The sequence below is a fragment of the Halobacillus litoralis genome (assembly GCF_020524085.2).
Taxonomy (GTDB): domain Bacteria; phylum Bacillota; class Bacilli; order Bacillales; family Halobacillaceae; genus Halobacillus; species Halobacillus litoralis_E.
Genome location: NZ_CP129016.1, coordinates 84,595 through 104,090 on the forward strand (window position 1 = coordinate 84,595; position 19,496 = coordinate 104,090).

Below are 19,496 nucleotides of genomic sequence, written 5' to 3' on the forward strand. Positions count from 1 at the left end.
CCGCTGACGCACTTCTTCTTAAGCTTTTTCCATTTTGTCACATTTAGATAAAATGGCTACATGTTTTAGGTTCCCAATGGAATCGAATTCTATTTCAACATAATCTCCTGGTTTTACAAAGCTAAGCCGCTCTCTGAGTACAGAAAGTTCATTCTTAAATTCGGATTCTTCGACCAAAATCGCATAAGCCCCTTCGTATCGATCCAGTTTATATTGATTCACCGATTCAATCCCCTTCTGTTTTAGTATCAGGCACCTTGCCATATTATGTGCCTTCGTTCTTCCCATTTCCTATTATGGTATAAGTCCTCTTATTACAAAGCATTCCCTACATTATTCGTGACTAAACATGTCGAAAATAGAGGTCTGGACAACATTCACCTGCCGTGATAAAATTAGACTAACAAACGTTAGTTAGCCGAAAGGAGAGAGAGCTGAATGACAAAAGAAACGATTATTGATGAGAGTCTTAAGCTCTTTGCCAATTATGGATACGAAAATACGACTCTTGCCAATATTGCTAAAGCGGTTGGAATAAAAAAACCTTCTCTTTATAACCATTTCGATAATAAAGAAGATATCTTTCTTCACGTTCTTTATGACGTTGGGGAAAGAGAAAAAAGTCACTTGATGAATCAAGCAGGATCCATTCACCAAGACTCCGTGGCAGATCATCTTCATGAGATCTACCGTGTTTATCTGGAACATATGGCTCATTCAACAGAAGGCATGTTTTTCAAGCGTGTAACCTTTTTTCCACCCGAAGAATTCGCAGATGAAATTAAGAAAGTTTTCTTGATGGTGGAAGACTGTATGACAGAGATTATCCGTCCGGTATTTGAGCATGGGATAAAGAAAGGAATCATCCGCCCTCTTTCTACAAATACGCTAACTTCTGCTTTTTATACGTTGATTGACGGTTTGTTTCTGGAAGAAAACTTTTATGACCGGGATGTTTTTGAAGAAAGACAAGAAGCAAGTTGGCAAATTTTCTGGCTTGGCATTAAAAACCCGGAACATTAGGGAGGTATGAAACGATGGCATGGATTTATTTATTTTTCGGTGCTTTTTTTGAAATCGGTTGGGCTGTTGGGTTGAAATTGTCAGAGGGATTCACGGACCCCCTCTTTTCAACCGTTACCGTCATATGTATCATTATCAGCTTCACTTTTTTCACAAAAGCATTAAAAGTTATTGATATTGGAACAGGTTATGCGATATTTACAGGGATTGGTGCAGCAGGCACAGCTTTAATCGGAATGATCTTTCTTGGCGACGGAGGCGGAGCTGGGAAAGTCTTTTTTATTGTACTTTTAATTACAGGGATTATTGGCTTAAAAATGTCTGAGTCAAACTCAGAACAAGTACAGCAGGAGGGATAAGCATGGCGTGGGTATTACTAATGATGGCAGGAGTGGGAGAAATGACAGCCATGTTCTTCTTGAAATTGTCAGATGGGTTCCAAAAAAGGAAACCGGCATTCATGGCTATACTTGCAGGTGCAGCAAGCTTCTATTTTCTTTCACTATCTTTGAGAGACCTTCCAATCGGAACAGCCTATGGGATATGGACAGGAATCGGGTCAGCAGGTACTGTATTGCTTGGAATCTTTTTCTTCAAAGAAAAAGCGAACCGGAAACGTCTGTTGTTCATTACTTGTATCGTTGCCGGAGTCATCGGTTTAAAAATGGTTTCTTAGACGAATGATACGCTTGTAATCTTATTTACGAACACTTACAATAGAATAAGCAACAATCTACAATATTCGACAAAGTCTGCTTTTTTCTGTCGTATTGTAGTGATGGAGGAAACTTAATGAGAAGAATTTTGCTGGCCATTCTAATGATCATTGTCATCGGTTTTAGTTATGTAGGCTATACAAGTATGGATACGGATGCGAATCCTTCCATTCCTAAAGAAACAGAGAGTTATTGAATTTCATTGATTTAAACCCCTTCGCTTCCGCGAAGGGGTTTTGTTTTAGTATAAAAGACGGCGTTCAGTCAAAAAGGTTACTTCTTAGGAAGATCCACTTCTAAGTCCTCGCCCCATTTTTCTTCTAAATATTGATCGCGACCTGAATTGCCACGGTAAAAATCGTACCTCACTTTATTTTTCTTGTAATAATCTTGATGGTATTCCTCTGCTTTGTAAAACTCTTCCGCTTTTCGAATCGGAGTGACTAATTCATTCTTAAAGCGACTGGAGCTTTGGAGTCTTTGTTTGGAACGTTCAGCAGTTTCCCGCTGTTCGGGGGTATGATAGAAAATGGCGGTCGTATATTGGTACCCTCGATCCACAAACTGACCTTCGTCATCGGTGGGATTGATTTGTCTCCAGAAGACATCGAGAATCTGCTCATAGGAAATGACGTTTGGATCATAATAGACTTGAACGGACTCAATATGGCCCGTTCCTCCGGAAGATACTTCATCGTAAGAAGGATTTTTTGTTTTTCCTCCCGTATAACCGGATATGACACTATGGACGCCCTTCAATTTCTCAAATGGTGGCTCCATACACCAAAAGCATCCTCCCGCCAGAGTAGCCACCTCATATCCTTCAGGTATTTCATTTGCTGTCACAGCTTCACTATCATAATTTCGCTTTGTTAAATAAGCATAAGCTTCCGGGATGGCAAGAACAGCAACTATTGAAAGTACGACTATAATCATGATCCATTTCGTCCGCTTCTTCACATGCTTCACCCCTCTTGGCTGTTTACTTCAGAATAACACGTTTATCTATGCCAATTGAAATGCTAGCATTCTCCCAATGTGTACATTTATTCTTCGTCTTCCAAAGTTAATCCATCGACATGTTTCCGATCCATAACTTTTTTAACCTTCCTATATTCTTTGGATTTGAATATAATATCAAAATCATAATCATCAGGATATAGTTCATCAGCTGAGATATGAAGTTTCAAGCGCTTGTGATTGTATTCTTTCTTTTCCCCTTTAACTTGGACAACATAATTCCCTAAAGCATTCGGACCTTTATAAACAATGCCCATTTCTTCTTCTGCAGGAATCCATACATTATCCCCCATTTGAAAACCTGCCTCCTCTTTCTTTTGAGCTTTTCGTTTTTGCCTGTACCTATTGATCGCCACTTGCTTGGCATAGGATGGATTCTTCAAGAGCTCATCCTCTTTCGTAAAGTTCCCTTCCTTCTTATATGTGATGGTATAAGCATGATTGAGAATTTCCGGATGCAGCCCTAATTTATAAGCGATATCAAACGCCTGACTTTTCCCGGTTGTCCCTATTTGCAACTGGTACGTAGGCTTGAGGGTTTCCAAGTCGAAAGCCATCGCTCCATTAATGAACCCTTCTTTCTCCAAGGCATAGGTTTTCATTTCACTATAGTGAGTGGTCGCTAAAATCGTCGAGCCCTTCTGAGCAAGTTGATCCAGAATCGCAGTGGCTAATCCCATCCCTTCACCCGGGTCTGTACCAGAACCGATTTCATCCAGTAGTAGCAAGGAATGATCATTGGCTTGCTGCAAAACATGAATCAAGTTGGTCAGCCTTGAACTGAAAGTGCTTAAATTCTCTTCAATGCTTTGACCGTCACCAATATCCACAAATACATGCTGAAAAAGAGGTAACTTACTCCCGGGTTGTGCGGAAATCGGCAGTCCACATTGCGCCATTAAACAAAACAATCCGACCGTTTTTAACGTTACCGTCTTCCCTCCTGTATTTGGACCAGTAATAAGCAGGGCTTGATCCTCTCCACCCATATGGAGATTCAGCGGAACGGCTTTTTCCCCTAATAGAGGATGACGACCTTCTTTGACCTCAATTTCCCCTTGTGAAAAGACAGGGGGATTCCCATCAATCAATTTACTGTATTTCGCTTTTGCAAAAAGAACATCATACTGGTGCATCGTTTCCATAGCGATATTCAATTCATATTCCTTTTCTAGAACAGAGGCCGTCAACGCATAGAGAATCCGTTCCATCTCCTGCTCTTCCTGCATTTTCAAAAGTCCGAATTCCTCTTGAAGGGCCGTCACTTCTTTAGGTTCTATAAATAACGTCGCACCAGAAGAAGATTGATCAAGGATGACACCTTTCACTTTGGACCGGTTCTCTCTTTTGACAGGAAGAGTCAATCGACCTCCTTTATCCACCGGCCTATTCTCTTGAAGTAAAGAGCTATATTTTTTAGCTGAACTTTCCATCCTCGTTTTCATATCGCTTAGAGTTTTGTCCATTTTTCTTCTCAGCTTCCCTAACTCTTTCGATGCTGATTCATCGATTTGTCCATGGCGTATTTTTCCGTAAATCTCCTCTTCCAATTGGGATAGATCCGCGATGGAATCAACATAAAGAGAGATGGTCGGGGCTAGGAAGTGCTTATCTTTCATAAAACGTTTCAATTTTGTACAATGCTCTAGAAAAGAGACAAGGGAACCAAATTGCTGCGGACGGATATAGAGACCTTTGTTCCCTTGATCAATCATGACCTGGATGTCACCCAGGGTGTGAATGGGTACATGACTGTGACTATCAATAATGGCTCTTGCCTCTTTTACTTCCTCATGCATCCTTTCCAATCTCTTTTGATCATGGGATGGTTGCAAATGTAGAATCGTTTCTTTGCCACGATCGGTATGAGCGAATTCACTGACTCTTGTCAAGATATTGTTCAAACCTAAACTTTCAAATGTTTGTTGATTCAATGTTCTTCCTCCTTAATTTCACAGGTGATCATGTAAATAAAAAAAGTCCGCAACAAGCTGAAGATAGCTCGCTGCGGACTCCGTAGGACACATATAGAATGTAGCTCCACGAATGTACGAAAAAAAGCTATGACTGAATAAGCCAGTCATAGCTTTTAGGATCGTTTTATCCGGCTATGCTTATGCTTGTTCTTAACTGTTCCTGAAAAAGGGTATAACAAACCAAGCATGCTCTCGCACACTTTTTTTCAGGACATATCCAGTTCATGGATTAGTTAAGAACAACCACACTCATAAATCATTTCTCCTTCACGGGTTAAAAGTTACATTCGTGAAACCATCACCTGTGTTCCCTTATAATATATGACAGGTACTCCATACTGTCAACTACTGAAAATGTTAGCAAGGAAAGAGCTATCCAAAGAATCTGTCCGAGCAGCCAACGACCGTTTTATGATTCTCAAGGCATTTTCATTATCTTCTTTATACTCAGAAGCTGTGCCGTCTTCCGGCACCCATAGATTGTATTCCCTCATATAAGCATCGTTCGCTGTAAAAATAACGCAGATATCACCTGCTACTCCGGTCAAAATCAGGTTTTTCACCTCTAAATGGTCCAAGAGGATACTTAACTGTGTACCAAAAAAGCCCGAATGCTTCGGTTTAATAATAAAATAATCATCCTCATCAGGCTCCATTTGTTCAACTACAGGTTCTCCAGTCCCCTTTTTACATTCTTCCAACAACTCAGATGCATTGTCCTGCCAAAGCCCAAAGTTGTCATTCACATAAATTACCGGGACACCTTGCTGTTTGACCTCTCTTTTGAATTCTTTTAAACGCTCGGCGACAGGAAGACTGTTTTCAAGTAGGTTTTCTCCACCATCGAAGTCCATTTTATTAATCATATCAATGATGATGAGTGCGGTATTCTGCTTCATATAACGTACTCACGCTCCTTCGAACCGGTCGGGTCCAGCCGGAATCTGCCGCTTATGTTCGGTCTTCATGTGACGCTCCTTCAAATCCTTTTCATCTTCAGGATCAATTTTCTCCCCTCTTAGAAAAGCATCGATTGTATCATAAGACATTCCGAGTTCTTCTTCATCTGTCTGTCCTTCCCACAGCTCAGCACTCGGTTTTTTATGAATGATGGAATCTGGCACACCTAGTGCTTTAGCCATTTCCTTCACTTCTTCTTTTCGGAGGTTGATCAGAGGAACAAGATCCACGCCACCATCTCCGTATTTCGTAAAATAGCCGGTATAATCTTCTGCTGCATTATCTGTACCCACAACAAGGTAATTGTAGTTGTTCCCTACAGCATAAAGCGTACTCATTCGGAGTCTTGCCTGAAGATTCGCACCACCAAGCTGTGATTTATCATCATTCCAGTCGCCTTTTTCATTCAACTGTGTTTTTACGGTGTCGTAAGTCGTTTGATAGGCATCCGTCAATTCAATCCCCACATAATCAAGGTCCGCCCCTTCCACGACAGCCAGAGCATCGCTTTGGTCTTCCACGCCTTGATTAATCGGCAGAATTACCCCTAAAGAATTTCCGGGAAAGGCACGCTTGATCAAATATGATACTACAGCAGAATCAATCCCACCGCTGATCCCGACTAAAAGCCCGTCAGCCCCTGCTTCTTCTGTCTTCGTCCGCAGCCAATTAGTCAAATACTCAATTCTCTCTTCCATGATTAGAAACTCCCTTCATTTTACAATCTAAAGATTGCTTTCCTTTAAAAGGGAGAACATAAACCTACAGCTCACGTATAGGATAATTACTCTAAAAAGGAATTATTAAAGTATATGGCAGGATTGTGGAAGACTCGGTTTTCAAGACTTTTGTTGTTATAAACAAATGACTTTTCATTTTTTCTGATTTAAGCAATAATGTAGGATAGTGATCCTCTTGAAGGAGTGAAAGAAAATGATCGAACAAGAAAAACAAGTACTTGTTATTTTCCCGCATCCCGATGACGAAGCTTTTGGAGTTTCCGGGACAATTACATCTTATATAAAACAAAGAACCCCTCTTACCTATGCATGCCTTACGCTCGGAGAAATGGGGCGCAATCTTGGTAAGCCAACCTTTGCAACGAGAGAGTCCCTGCCTGAAATCAGAAGAAAAGAATTGATGAAAGCGGCGGAAGCCATGGGCATTGAAGACCTTCGCATGATGGGTTTGAGAGATAAGACGCTTGAATTTGAAGATGATCGTGAAATGAAGGATATGGTCCGCCAATTGATTGATGAACTCCAACCATCTTTGGTGATCAGTTTCTATCCTGGATTTGCCGTCCATCCCGATCATGAAGCTACTGCACGCGCAGTCGTGCGGGCTTTGAGAGAAATAGATGAAAAAGATCGACCAAAGTTTCACGCGGTGGCTTTTGCGAATGATACCGAAGAGAAGCTGGGGCAGCCCGATATCATCAATGACATCCGATCTGTTCAAAAAGAAAAATTATCAGCGATGCGCGCCCATATTTCACAAACCGCACGAATGCTCGAAATGCTCGAAGAAGGCATCAAGGTCAATGACCCCGAAGCGTTGAAATGGGTGACAGACGAACGTTTTTACACGTATGATTGGAATAACGACAATGTCGAGTAGAGGGCAGCTTTAAAAAGCTCCCCTCTTTTTTTGTGAAATCGTCAAGGATTGTCACAAGATAGTCTAAAATCATTCAAGAATGTCAAAGCTTTAGATGATATCCTGATTGTAGGTGTTGGCTATCTACGACTCCAATACACAGATAAAGGAGATGCCTAATGAAAAAAGTATTCTTATTCATTATTTTATTACTTGTGGTGAGTGCTTGTTCTGCAAACAATAACGAGCAGGATTCCTCATCAGCGGAGGAAAGTAACGAGGCTGCTGAAGTTCCTGAAGTACAAGTGGAATTTGAGCATGAACCCCTGCCTGTAAACAAAAAAACGACTATTCAAGCATCTGTCACCCAAGGTGGAGAACCTGTGCCGGATGCAGAATATGTGAAATTTGAAATTTGGCAAAGTGAAGATGGACAGGATTCATCTGAAACGATTAAAGCAAAGCATAAAGAAGGCGGCATTTATACCATCACCTATAGCTTTGCAAAAGAAGGTACGTATCAGGTGATTGCGCATACCCAGGTCGATGACCTTCATACGATGCCTCAAAACGAGGTCGCCGTTGGGCAGCAAGCAGAGGCTAGTGGACACGAGCATGGTGATAGTAGCGGAAAGTTCATGGTTCACTTGATGACAGAACAAACCTTTAAAGCTGGAGAAGCATCCACACTGACTACACATATCAACCACATGGAAGAACCATTTTCTGAAGCACTTGTGCGCTACGAAATCAGTTCGGATCAACTGGAGAAGCACATGTATATCGATGCTGAAGAAAAGGAGCCTGGGGAGTACACAGCGAATTATACATTCCCTGAATCTGGTTCGTACACCATCAACGTTCATTATGAGAAACCAGCAGAGGAAATTCACGGACACCAAAAAGAAAACATCGAAGTTCATCAATAAAAAAAAGCCCGGAGCATACCGATATGCTCCGGGCTTTACTATTGAGTCATTATACTTCTGTGTTTTGAAGTTTTTTCTTCTTCGCCATTTTCTCACGTTCATTCTTGTTCAAGTATTTCTTACGAAGACGAACATTTTCAGGTGTTACCTCGCAATATTCATCATCATCAAGATACTCGATGGCTTCTTCAAGCGTCATTTGGCGAGTTTTCTTAATTGTATTTGTCGTATCTTTGTTCGCTGAACGGATGTTGGTCAAGTGCTTCTCTTTCGTAATGTTGACGGTAAGATCGTTTTCACGGTTGTGCTCACCTACGATCATTCCTTCGTACACTTCCGTACCAGGTTCAACGAAAATAGTTCCACGATCTTCGAGGTTCATAATTCCATAAGTGGATGCTTTCCCTTTATCAAGAGAAACCAGAACACCTTCTCGACGGCCGCCGACTTGACCTTTTACAAGTGGAGCATAGCCATCAAAGGTATGGTTAAGAATTCCATATCCGCGAGTTTGCGTCATGAACTCTGTAGAATAGCCAATCAGACCACGAGATGGCACTAGGAACTCGAGACGTACTTGACCATTTCCATCGTTGACCATGTCCTGCATTTCACCTTTACGGTAACCAATGGATTCCATGACCGCACCTTGGTATTCTGCAGGTGTATCAATTTGAACACGTTCTACCGGTTCACACGTTTGTCCATCGATTTCTTTCAGGATTACCTTCGGCTTGGAAAGTTGAAGCTCATACCCTTCACGACGCATATTTTCTACTAGGATAGAAAGGTGTAGTTCACCACGTCCTGAAACCGTAAAGGCATCCGGAGAATCAGTAGGATCAACACGTAGGCTGACATCTGTTTCAAGTTGAGTCATCAAACGTTCTTCAATTTGACGAGACGTGACATACTTTCCTTCACGACCAGCAAACGGACTGTTGTTGACAAGGAAAGTCATTTGTAGTGTCGGTTCATCTATACGAGGGATTTCCATCGCATTCTGATGTTCAGGCAGACAGACCGTTTCTCCGACGTTAATATCTTCCAAGCCAGCCAGGGCGATAATATCTCCAGCTTTTGCTTCTTCAATTTCAACACGTTTCAAACCGATGAAACCGAACAATTTGGAAACACGGAAGTTCTTCACTGATCCATCCTTCTTCATCAAGGATACCTGCTGACCTACTTTGATCGAGCCATTGAAGACACGTCCAACTCCGATACGTCCAAGATAGTCATTATAATCAAGCAACGTGACTTGGAATTGTAATGGTTCTTCTTTTGTATCTACAGGAGCTGGAATGTTGTTCATGATCAACTTGAAAATTGGATCCATGGTTTCCTGCTGGTCCTCTGGTTCATCTCCAGAAGTTCCGTTAAGTGCAGAAGCATAGACGACAGGGAATTCCAACTGCTCATCATCAGCACCAAGTTCGATGAAAAGATCCAGAACTTCATCGACAACCTCATCCGGGCGAGCATTCGGGCGGTCGATTTTATTCAATACGACAACAGGTGTCAATTTTTGTTCCAATGCTTTTTTCAAAACAAAACGTGTTTGGGGCATACAGCCTTCGTAAGCATCGACAACAAGAAGTACACCGTCAACCATTTTAAGGATACGTTCTACTTCTCCACCGAAGTCAGCGTGACCAGGGGTATCTAAAATATTTATACGCGCATCATTATAATTGATGGCGGTATTTTTGGCTAAAATCGTGATGCCGCGTTCTTTTTCCAAATCATTAGAGTCCATAGCGCGCTCATCGACATGCTCGTTATCACGGAAAGTTCCGGAATAGTGAAGCATTTGGTCGACCAATGTTGTTTTTCCGTGGTCAACGTGCGCGATGATCGCTATATTACGAATATCATCTCTGTGTTGCATGAAGCACACACCTCTTTCGTATCACAAATTATTCAACCCTTCTATTATAACATAGTTCTATTACCATAGATACCAGCTTTACATATCGTTAACATCAGGAGCCACAGATCACCTTTTTCTGTTTCACTCCTGGATTACACACTCACCCATCATTCATTCCCAGGTGTACCAGGTACACAACATAGAGAGGATTGCGTAAACGGTACAGGAAAGAGTACAATATAGGGCAGTTCGTACCTGGTACCAATATGTACGATTAACGCACCGGGTATTCAGTAATTTAGGAAATTAGGTGTAGAAATGAAAACGAAACGTATGGGGGATTGGCTTGAGGTCATCATCCCTGATCAATGGGATGGGTTGACAATCGAAAAAATTCTGAAGAAAAAAATGGAATGTACCACGAAAATTGATGCATAGTTTTCGTTCCAACAAAGAAGTGACTTTAAACAATGAGAATCCTCATTGGAAGACAGCGACAGTCAAAAGTGGCGATATTTTACGTGTTCGGCTTTTCCGTCCGCAACCACTTGAAGTGACGCCGACTTATATGGATATTGACGTCATTTACGAGGATGATCATATCCTGGTCGTCAATAAGCCGGCCGGCGTGTTTACGCATCCGAATACCCCGCACGAGCATGACACCCTGGTCAATGGAGTCGCTTTTTATTTTCAAATGAATGGCATTGAGGCCACCCCGAAATACGTACATCGTCTCGACCGTGATACTTCAGGGGCCATCCTTTTTGCCAAGCATGATCTCGCTATTGCCATGTTGGGAAAAGAGCTGCAGGAGCGGAAAATCAAAAGGACGTATTTGGCCTGGGCTCATGGGAAGCTGAAACCACGTCGTGGAAAGATTGAAAAACCGATCGGAAAAGACCGTCATCATCCTGTGAGAAGACGAGTTTCACAAGGTGGCCAGCATGCAGAAACGCATTACGAAGTTCTATCTTACGATGCCTCCCATGATGCCTCTCTTGTGAAATTACAGTTGCAAACCGGCAGGACCCATCAAATTCGTGTACACCTCAGTCATATCGGACACCCGCTCCTCGGGGACGAAATGTACGGTGGAAAAGGAAGCATCGATTACAAACAGGCTCTCCATGCTGCAAGGCTTACATTGATTCACCCCTTCACAGAAAAGGAAATCCTGTGTCTGGCCATGCCCGCCAGTAATTCACCATTATTTACAAATGAACAAGTGAAATCTTTAGACCCATCATCCTCAACATAAAAGAAGCCGCTCCCGTAAGGAGCGGCTTCTTATCATTTGATTGAATCATAAAGTTCGTCATATTTTACAGCACAGGAAAGGTCAAGTTCTGTAAGCCCCTTCGCATTCCAAGAAGTCAGTTTCAAGGTAACCATTTTATAGTCGATGCTGATGAATGGATGGTGTTGGATATCCTCTGAATACTCAGCGATATGATTAACGAACTGGACGCCTGTCAGGAATTCACTGAACCGGTACCGCTTAACAATGAATTTTTCATCTGTCAGCTTCCAACCGTCTAACTGGGAAATTCGTTCTTCCTTTTCTTCTTGTGGGATTAACTTTTCCTCCATCATTCATTCCTCCTTCTTTTAATTAAACCAAATCCATGAATGACTCAAGGTCAGAAAGGCATAAATCTAATGCATGCACCCAGAAATCCTGCTTTTCTAGGTCCACATCCAAATGTTTCTTCGCAAGATCCTCCACGGTCATCCTCCCTGTATCCTGTAGCAGAGCAATATAACGCTCCTCAAATGCTGGTCCTACTTCAATGGCTTTCGCGTAAATTCCCATGCTGAACAGATAACCAAAAGTGTAAGGGAAGTTATAAAAAGGTACATCCGTGATATGGAAATGTAACTTGGAAGCCCAGAATGTCGGATCGTACTCGTCTAACGTTTGAACGTAAGCTTCTTGTTGAGCCTCTGTCATCAACTCGTTCAGCCTCTCCGTTGAAACGACCCCTTGCTTGCGTTCGTCATAAAAACGCGTTTCAAACAAGAACCTTGCATGGATATTCATAAAAAAGGCGACGCTACGCTGAACTTTATCTTCCAAAAGCACAAGTTTTTCAGCTTCCGTAGCTGCTTCTTTAACGGCCGCATCCGCAACAATCATCTCTGCGAATGTCGATGCCGTTTCAGCAACGTTCATCGCATACCCTTGATTTAACTCAGGCAATTCATCCATTACGTGCTGATGATATGCATGGCCAAGTTCATGAGCAAGGGTCGCGACACTGGACGGACTACCTGAATAAGTCATGAAAATTCTCGTTTCCCCGCTGTCAGGGAAGCTCGTACAAAATCCACCCGGTTGTTTTCCAGGGCGGTCCTCTGCTTCAATCCATCTTTTTTCAAAAGCCATTTCAGCAAAATCCGCCATTTTGGGGCTGAATTTCCTAAACTGCTGGATAATGAACGCTGCCCCTTCTTGAAAACTCATTTTCTGATTGGCCTCTCCGAGCGGTGCTTCTACATCATAAAAGCTTAACCTTTCAATCCCTAATTTTTCAGCTTTCTTTTTCATATAGGGAACGTAATGCTTTTTATATTCCGTAATCGTCTCCCACATGGCATCTAACGTCCTTTGGCTCATCCGATTGTAATCGAGCGGCTCTTTCAGGACATTTCCCCAACGGCGGTGTTTATAGGTCTGGAGCCTGAAACCTGACAAATGATTCAGCGTTTCTGTAAACAGATCGGAAGCCTCTCCCCATGTTTTCTGAAGCTTATCAAAGGCTTCTTTTCTCACCGAACGGTCGGGGTCATCCAATTGATTAGATGCTTGACCTACAGATAACTTTTCCCCATTCATCTCAATGGATAACTTTGCCACAAGGGCATCGTACATTTGCCCCCACGCATGGTATCCATCAACCCCCAAATCATTGATGAGAGATTCCTTTCCTACTTCTAATTTGTCCTTAGCAAGAGAACGTCTCTCATTCAAAACAAATGATATGGCTTGAAAAGGGGCTTGATTCAATAAGGATTTCCATACATCATCATCGACCTGAACAAATACCTGGTCCATTTCAGTTAAGGCATTCCCTAAACGTGCACCCAGTTCACTTCTTTTCGATTGCCACATACTCGCTTTTCTATCATGAACATTTTGTGCACTTAGACAACTTACAAAAGCGCCAAATTCACTCAATTGCTTTGACACCACTTGCATAATCTCTACAATTTGGTTGAGTTCCTCTGTTTGGTCTGTATTTTTTGGAGGTGTAAACGTACGAATAGATGCTTCCAGATCATCCATCAGGCGTTCGGTCTTCCTCACATACTCTTTCAATTCATTGGAATCACTACCTCCATGAAAAATGGAATCTAAATCCCAAGTCATCTCATAGTTTGCCATTATGACTTCCCCTCTCTTTATGTAGATTCTTCCATCAAGAAAATCTCTTTCATTATATCAGAATCTTCTAACGAACTCTTAGATCGTCCTTTTCTACTTTCCTCGCATTTTGTCATATTTGGTTGAAATGTTTTTGATATGTTATTGTAATACAAATGAAACCTTTCTGACTATTCAATCGTATTACTAAGTAGAATGTTTTAAGCTAGTCCGCTCCGATTTTAATACCAGTCATTCGAAAGGGGATATCAAATATGAAAAAAAGAATTCAATACGATGCCACTGAAATCGCAAGTGTTGCGGGAGGATCGGCTATTCTCACTACCCTTCTCTATCTAACCATCTATATATTATAATGACACAAAAAGCTCCCATTCCTATGGGAGCTTTTTTTCATTTACACTTTTTTCATATAATCTCCATATCCTTGAAGACTCAGTTTCGAGACGATTATGCGGTTCAAGGGGCTCCAGTAAAAGATTCGCTTTCCATGGGGCGGGCGGTGAGCCTCTTTACCTTATGAGTGTCTCGAAACTGAGTCTTACACAATCCTGACATATAGTTGAATAACTATGCTTCTGCTTAATGTGCAACCTTTATGGTTAGTTTTCTGGGGTGATTCTCATTATAATAGAAAATAGTTGATTAAAATGAAGGAGGATTCCTTTTGTTTCAAGACCATCGCGGGTATCATCGGATGCTGCAGCCAGACCAAATTACATTCGGCTTGACCATCCCCATCGAAAACTATGACCAGTCCCCTCCAGTGATGAAAAACCAAATACAAATGGCACAACTAGCTGAAGAATTAAACTTTCATTCTCTTTGGTTTCAGGACGTTCTATTAGAAGACCCTACTTTTGAAGACCCAGCGACAGGGCAGATTTTTGACAGTTTGATTTATTTAACCTACCTGGCGGCCCATACGAAGAGAATCAATCTAGGTACAGCTGCCCTTGTCATGCCGCTCCGCCATCCTTTAAGAACGGCAAAAGAAGTAGCGAGTATTGAAAAACTTTTCCCTGAGCGGCTGATGTTTGGGATTTCATCCGGAGACCGAAGAAAGGACTTTGAAGGGTTAAATATTCCCATTATGGAGCGGAGTGAGTGGTTCAGGGAAGCGTTCCATTTTTTCAATCAAGCCATCTACAATGAATTTCCTGAGGTTCGATCTTCTTTTGGAACGATGAATCGGTCAAACATCGTACCAAAGCCAGAAAAACGCATCCCAACCTTTTTGACAGGCTATTGCCAACAGACACTGGATTGGGTTGCTGAACATGGAGACGGGTGGATGTTTTATCCACAACGGCCAGCTCAGCAGAAAGAAACCATTTCTCAGTACAGAGAGAAAGTAAAGCATTTCCATGGCGAATCCGCATTTCGTCCTTTCTTTATGCCACTTCCTTTGCAGCTCGAAGAAAACCCAGATGCTCCTATTGAAAAAATACCTGCTGGATATAAAGTGGGGAGAAAGGGGCTGATGGATCTTATTGAGCAGTATCGTTCCATCGGCGTTAATCATTTAATGTTCGGTCTTTCCAAAAACAAAAGACCAGTAAAGGAAGTGGTGCAGGAACTTGGGGAAGAAGTCCTCCCTCCATTCAAAATAAAGGGATAACAAAAGGAAGGAGAGATTGATTTGACCAAACCGGAAGTTTTGCTCGTAGGAACTTTTCACATGTCTATGAACCCTGAAATGGTCAATGAACAACAAGAGGAAATTCGCGAAATCGTTCATTCACTGAAAAAATTCAAGCCGACAAAAATCACTGTTGAAAAACCTTTCTTAATAGAGGAAGAAATGGAGCGTAAATATTCAGCCTTTAAAAATAACACCCTTACGCCCACTTACGATGAAGTGGAACAATTTGCTTTCCGTCTTGCCAATGAAATGGACATGCCATCCGTTTATCCGGTAGACGAGATGGTGGATATGTCCAGACCGTCACTCAACCAGGTCTTTGAATGGGCCAAAGAACATCAACCTTCCTTGTTCACAGAAATCATGGACGTTCAAAATAGACTGAAGTCGATGGAAAACAATGAAACGATCAAAAACATCCTCCATTACGTCAATGATCCAGACTATAGCAAAGAACTTCAAAGGATCTATATGAAGTTGGCACGAGTCGGGGACAGGCAACATCAAGTAGGTGTTCAATGGCTGAAGCAGTGGCATCACCGTGATCTTGCAATAGCTGCAAATATCTCAAGACTCGCGGAGAAGGGTGACCGCATCCTCGTTCTCATCGGCGGGGACCACCTGCACCTGCTGCAACAATTCTTAACCGATAGCAGTGACTTTATGGTTCTCTCGGCAAAACCTTATCTCCCTCAATAATGTTTATCGGTAAGTCAAATTCCATATAAAAAGAGGTTTTCCCAAATTTGGGAAAACCTCTTTTTGTATTAATCTTGGTCTGGTTTATCTTCCGGGGCCTCAAGAGCCGAACGTTTTTTCTTCTTCTTACGGTTTTTCCAACGTCTAATATGAATCGTACTCGGTTCATAATCATCAGACTCACGTATATCTGTATTGGATGCTTTCATGAATGACCACGCAAGTAAGAACATAATTACAATCAGTGGGAATCCACCGACGATACTTGCTGTCTGCAATGTATCCAGTCCACCGAGGAACATAAGCGCAAGCGGCATCAAGCACAACGCGAACGCCCAGAAGAGACGGTTCCAACGTAAAGGTTCCCCTTCAACATTTTTCTGTACGACTGAAGCAAGAATGTAAGATGATGAATCGAAAGTCGTTGCAAGGAAAATGATCGCTAGAACAGTAAAGATTAATACCATAAATTTCGCTAACGGTAGTTGGTTGATGATTTCAATAATGGTCGCAGGCGCACCATTCGCATCCATAAATGCGATGGCATCGAACTGTCCTGTCAACTGCATGTACAAACCGAAGTTCCCCATGATTCCGAAGAAAAGGATACAACCAAGCGTTCCGTACACCATAGTTCCAAGTACCATCTGACGAATCGTACGTCCTCTGGAAATACGTGCAACAAACAACCCAACAAACGGAGCGTACACAAGCCACCAAGCCCAGTAGAAAATGGTCCAATACTCAGGGAAGCTCGTTTTTTCAAACTGACCTAAATTTCCGAACGGCTCCATCCAAGTCGCCATCCTGAAGAAATTGTCCGCCAGCATACCCAACGCGTTAAATGTTGTCTCACTGATGAATCGCGTCGGTCCGAAAATAAAAATAAATGCAAGCAAGAAAATAGACAGCCACAAGTTCACATCACTGAGTACTTTGATTCCACGTTTAAGCCCAGAATATGAGCTTATAGCGAAAATTAATGTACACAGTACCATAATTACTGTTTTAAGGCCTAAGTTTGCTGGAATACCAGTCAAGCTGTTAACTCCTTGAGCAATCATCGGTGTACCGAGGGCAAGCGTCGTTCCTGCTCCCCCTAAAAGTCCAAACATGAATAAAACATCAATGATGTTTCCTAGAGGACCATCGACAGAATCACCCAAAACAGGCCGTACAGCTTCACTGACTTTAAGGACAGGTTTTTTTCTAACATAGTAGAAATAAGCGATCGGGAGAGCTGGCAGTGTGTAAATAGCCCATGCAATCGGTCCCCAGTGGAACATTCCATAAGCGGACGCCCATTGAATGGCCTCTTTAGATCCAGGCTCTATGCCAAAAGGAGGTCCCTGATAATAATAGGCCCATTCAATCACTGCCCAGTATAGGATACTAGAACCGATTCCGGCAGCAAATAGCATCGCCGCCCAAGAGAATGTGTTGAACTCAGGCTTTTCTCCTTCGTCCCCTAGTTTAATCGATCCATTTTTACTAAAAGCAACATAAACAAGAAAAGCGAAAATAACAAAGCCCATAATCATATAAAGGACACCAAAATTTTCCGTCATGAACGTATTTGCTTGTGATACAACCTCTTTACCGGCTTCTGGGAAGAGGATCAGTGGTAACGTAACACCGAGTAACAACACAAGAGCGCCGATAAACGTTGGCCAATCAATTAATTTTGTTTTCAAATGACATACATCCTTTCTACTTCTTCCTTCATTAGTTTGTTCTGCATGAGGTAAATCATTCAACTTTGGGGGTATGTACGGAGAAAAACACGAGCTTCATTCTAACAAGTGTAAAGACAGAAGGCAAATGCGTATGTATGTTTTATACCCTATCCAGGAGAAAAGTAACGCCATCTTTGTCGTTAATTGACAAAAAGTAAAGAAAAGTGGAAAGTAAAAAGAAAGAAACCGTAGAGATGAGGTGGGAAAATCGTGTCCGAACAGAAGAAAAAGTGGGATGATCGTCTTAATCCTTTATATTTCCCACTCTTTACAGCCATTCCAGCGGAAAGTTGGCTTACACTCAAGCCCTCTCCCTTTTCCGGCGTTGAAGTAACCTTATATATTATTGGTGTACTTTTTTTAATATTTGCAGGAGCCGTTGAAACAAACAGTGAGGAAGGAAAACACAGAACCATTGGTTACATTTACTTATTGTCCGCGTTGATATTCGGAAGTATTGGGCTGTTCAAATGGCTCACTTAATTTTTAAATAAAAAACAACCAGGGAAGAATCATAGGGATCAAAATGATAATGGTAACAATTAGCCAAGCACTTGAATTTTCACTTGTCAGTTGTTTGCGATAAGACATCCCCCAAGCTAAAAATAACAGTACCGTCATCATAATGCTTCGCAAATGGAATTCCCCGTCTTTATTGTTCATGAAAATATATACAGCACCTTCGGCTAAAATCAAAATCCCGACGATGATATTAAAAATATGCGTAAACCATTTATTCATGGATCACAGACCTCCTTACATCCTCTATTATCTTTATCCTTTCCAAGTATATTACAACCTCATCCATAAGGAAAAGAACAAAACAACCATGTAGAATAACCCCTCCACTATCCTCTCACTAACTTTATTCAACAATATGGCAGGATTGCGCAAGACTTGATTTCGAGAGGTTCTGGGTTCGTTATCTGGTTAAGCGTCAGGGGGTGGCTGGGAATCTACTCGCTTTCCTGTGGGGGAGTGGCGAGCTTCCTCGGACTTCGTCCTCCGGGATCTCGCCTATCTCCTTTCTCCCACGGGAGTCTCGCAGCTTCCCAACCACCCCATTTGAAGATGAGAGAAACGAACCCTCATCGACGTATAGAGCGTCTCCTCATAACCACTGATTTAACGATGAAAAGCGGTCTATAAGGTTCTCATAAACGGTATTCCTGAGCTTGGATGTTTACATGGCTTAAGCTCCTTTATACTGAAGAGCTGCTCATCCAGGAGCGTGTTTCGAGAGTCTAATATGTCCGGGGGCGGAGGAGAATGGCGAGACTCCTGCGGGAAAGAAGTGCATGGTGAGACCCCGCAGGACGCAGTCCGAGGAGGCTCACCGCGCTCCCGCGGAAAGCGAGCTATTCCCCGCAGCCCCATCCACTCAACTAAGTCTCGAAGCGGAGCCTTCCAAAATAGGGAGCTATTGTGGAGGATGGAGAAATAAAAAAACCGGTTGGAATGGGGTTCCAACCGGTTAGAGTGTTTCAATTAATCCTTTAAGATCCTGAGTCATTTCATACATGGTCCCACTTTCACGAAGAATCTTCCAATAACCTTCGTAGAAATACACTTCCAATAAGGTATTTCCCTCGCACGAAAGCTTAAGTGCCCCTTCCACTTCTGAGGCTGTAGACACTCCCTGCCTAGGGGGGCTGTTCTTCATTGCTTCCAGAAACTTGCGCACTTCCTTTTCCTTCTCTAGTTTGTATGCTCTTCTTTCAGTTTCTAAATCGTAGTATGTGATTGTGACAGGCCTTTCATATTCAGTCCAATGATAGGGAGTTATATGATCTTGGTTGAACGCTACAGGATTGAAGAAATACCTTTGATCGATGTATATGTAGGCACAAAACACGACAATGATAAGTCCACCAAAAACGAACAATTTTTTTCCCATTCTTCCACCTCTTCAAAATCCATCCTCGTGCATCT

20 protein-coding genes are annotated in these 19,496 nt (G+C 42.2%); 9 read left to right on the forward strand and 11 right to left on the reverse strand.

The window, feature by feature from the left end; all coding sequences use genetic code 11:
• Positions 1–18 precede the first annotated feature (18 nt).
• Positions 19–222 (reverse strand): hypothetical protein, encoded by a 204-nt coding sequence (locus LC065_RS00530; RefSeq protein ID WP_089653914.1) that lies wholly within the window; start codon positions 220–222, stop codon positions 19–21.
• 216 nt (positions 223–438) lie between these two features.
• Here LC065_RS00530 and LC065_RS00535 point away from each other — a divergent pair, with 216 nt between their 5' ends.
• Genes LC065_RS00535 through LC065_RS00545 form a run of 3 tightly spaced genes read left to right on the forward strand, consistent with a single transcriptional unit; the run spans position 439 to position 1,699 of the window.
• Positions 439–1,023 (forward strand): TetR/AcrR family transcriptional regulator, encoded by a 585-nt coding sequence (locus LC065_RS00535; RefSeq protein ID WP_226587718.1) that lies wholly within the window; start codon positions 439–441, stop codon positions 1,021–1,023.
• A 14-nt stretch (positions 1,024–1,037) separates the two neighbouring features.
• Positions 1,038–1,382, forward strand: coding sequence for a DMT family transporter (locus LC065_RS00540; RefSeq protein WP_226587720.1), 345 nt, complete (start codon positions 1,038–1,040; stop codon positions 1,380–1,382).
• Between the two features lie 2 nt (positions 1,383–1,384).
• Positions 1,385–1,699, forward strand: coding sequence for a DMT family transporter (locus LC065_RS00545; RefSeq protein WP_226587722.1), 315 nt, complete (start codon positions 1,385–1,387; stop codon positions 1,697–1,699).
• 313 nt (positions 1,700–2,012) lie between these two features.
• Here LC065_RS00545 and msrA read toward each other — a convergent pair whose 3' ends face one another.
• The 4 genes from msrA to nadE form a co-directional block, all read right to left on the reverse strand.
• Entirely contained in the window at positions 2,013–2,699 is a 687-nt protein-coding gene (gene msrA / locus LC065_RS00550) for a peptide-methionine (S)-S-oxide reductase MsrA (RefSeq protein ID WP_226587723.1), read from the reverse strand.
• Positions 2,700–2,785: 86 nt separating this feature from the next.
• Positions 2,786–4,693, reverse strand: a complete 1,908-nt coding sequence (locus tag LC065_RS00555; protein ID WP_226587725.1) for an endonuclease MutS2 — start codon at positions 4,691–4,693, stop codon at positions 2,786–2,788.
• A 383-nt stretch (positions 4,694–5,076) separates the two neighbouring features.
• Positions 5,077–5,634 carry a cysteine hydrolase family protein gene (locus LC065_RS00560; protein ID WP_226587726.1) on the reverse strand — a complete coding sequence of 186 codons (558 nt, stop codon included), beginning with the start codon at positions 5,632–5,634 and terminating at the stop codon, positions 5,077–5,079.
• A gap of 9 nt (positions 5,635–5,643) precedes the next feature.
• Entirely contained in the window at positions 5,644–6,393 is a 750-nt protein-coding gene (nadE, locus tag LC065_RS00565) for an NAD(+) synthase (RefSeq protein WP_226587728.1), read from the reverse strand.
• A gap of 235 nt (positions 6,394–6,628) precedes the next feature.
• Here nadE and bshB2 point away from each other — a divergent pair, with 235 nt between their 5' ends.
• Positions 6,629–7,315, forward strand: coding sequence for a bacillithiol biosynthesis deacetylase BshB2 (bshB2, locus tag LC065_RS00570; RefSeq protein WP_226587730.1), 687 nt, complete (start codon positions 6,629–6,631; stop codon positions 7,313–7,315).
• A 158-nt stretch (positions 7,316–7,473) separates the two neighbouring features.
• Complete coding sequence (locus LC065_RS00575; protein ID WP_226587732.1) at positions 7,474–8,223, forward strand: FixH family protein; 750 nt, start codon at positions 7,474–7,476, stop codon at positions 8,221–8,223.
• Between the two features lie 49 nt (positions 8,224–8,272).
• Here LC065_RS00575 and typA read toward each other — a convergent pair whose 3' ends face one another.
• Positions 8,273–10,114 carry a translational GTPase TypA gene (gene typA / locus LC065_RS00580; RefSeq protein ID WP_146815258.1) on the reverse strand — a complete coding sequence of 614 codons (1,842 nt, stop codon included), beginning with the start codon at positions 10,112–10,114 and terminating at the stop codon, positions 8,273–8,275.
• Between the two features lie 412 nt (positions 10,115–10,526).
• Here typA and LC065_RS00585 point away from each other — a divergent pair, with 412 nt between their 5' ends.
• On the forward strand, positions 10,527–11,357 hold the full coding sequence (locus LC065_RS00585; protein WP_371933380.1) for an RluA family pseudouridine synthase: 831 nt from the start codon (positions 10,527–10,529) through the stop codon (positions 11,355–11,357).
• Between the two features lie 32 nt (positions 11,358–11,389).
• On the opposite strand, the gene LC065_RS00590 is transcribed toward LC065_RS00585, so the two are convergent.
• Together LC065_RS00590 and LC065_RS00595 are read right to left on the reverse strand one after the other, a co-directional pair.
• Positions 11,390–11,689: a 4a-hydroxytetrahydrobiopterin dehydratase gene (locus tag LC065_RS00590; RefSeq protein WP_226587736.1), complete on the reverse strand. Its 300-nt coding sequence runs from the start codon at positions 11,687–11,689 to the stop codon at positions 11,390–11,392.
• Positions 11,690–11,711: 22 nt separating this feature from the next.
• Positions 11,712–13,484, reverse strand: coding sequence for a M3 family oligoendopeptidase (locus tag LC065_RS00595; protein WP_226587738.1), 1,773 nt, complete (start codon positions 13,482–13,484; stop codon positions 11,712–11,714).
• A 697-nt stretch (positions 13,485–14,181) separates the two neighbouring features.
• Here LC065_RS00595 and LC065_RS00600 point away from each other — a divergent pair.
• Together LC065_RS00600 and LC065_RS00605 are read left to right on the forward strand one after the other, a co-directional pair.
• Positions 14,182–15,105 carry a TIGR03571 family LLM class oxidoreductase gene (locus tag LC065_RS00600; protein WP_226591576.1) on the forward strand — a complete coding sequence of 308 codons (924 nt, stop codon included), beginning with the start codon at positions 14,182–14,184 and terminating at the stop codon, positions 15,103–15,105.
• Between the two features lie 21 nt (positions 15,106–15,126).
• On the forward strand, positions 15,127–15,828 hold the full coding sequence (locus LC065_RS00605; RefSeq protein ID WP_226587740.1) for a DUF5694 domain-containing protein: 702 nt from the start codon (positions 15,127–15,129) through the stop codon (positions 15,826–15,828).
• A gap of 68 nt (positions 15,829–15,896) precedes the next feature.
• On the opposite strand, the gene LC065_RS00610 is transcribed toward LC065_RS00605, so the two are convergent.
• Positions 15,897–17,522: a BCCT family transporter gene (locus LC065_RS00610; protein ID WP_306163677.1), complete on the reverse strand. Its 1,626-nt coding sequence runs from the start codon at positions 17,520–17,522 to the stop codon at positions 15,897–15,899.
• 252 nt (positions 17,523–17,774) lie between these two features.
• On the opposite strand from LC065_RS00610, the gene LC065_RS00615 reads away from it, so the two are divergent.
• Complete coding sequence (locus tag LC065_RS00615; RefSeq protein ID WP_226587743.1) at positions 17,775–18,047, forward strand: hypothetical protein; 273 nt, start codon at positions 17,775–17,777, stop codon at positions 18,045–18,047.
• Between the two features lie 3 nt (positions 18,048–18,050).
• Here the strand turns inward: LC065_RS00615 and LC065_RS00620 are convergent, their stop codons facing one another.
• A complete protein-coding gene (locus tag LC065_RS00620; protein WP_226587745.1) occupies positions 18,051–18,305 on the reverse strand; it encodes a hypothetical protein in 255 nt (84 codons plus the stop codon).
• Positions 18,306–19,038: 733 nt separating this feature from the next.
• Positions 19,039–19,461 carry a hypothetical protein gene (locus tag LC065_RS00625; protein ID WP_226587747.1) on the reverse strand — a complete coding sequence of 141 codons (423 nt, stop codon included), beginning with the start codon at positions 19,459–19,461 and terminating at the stop codon, positions 19,039–19,041.
• Positions 19,462–19,496 lie beyond the last annotated feature (35 nt).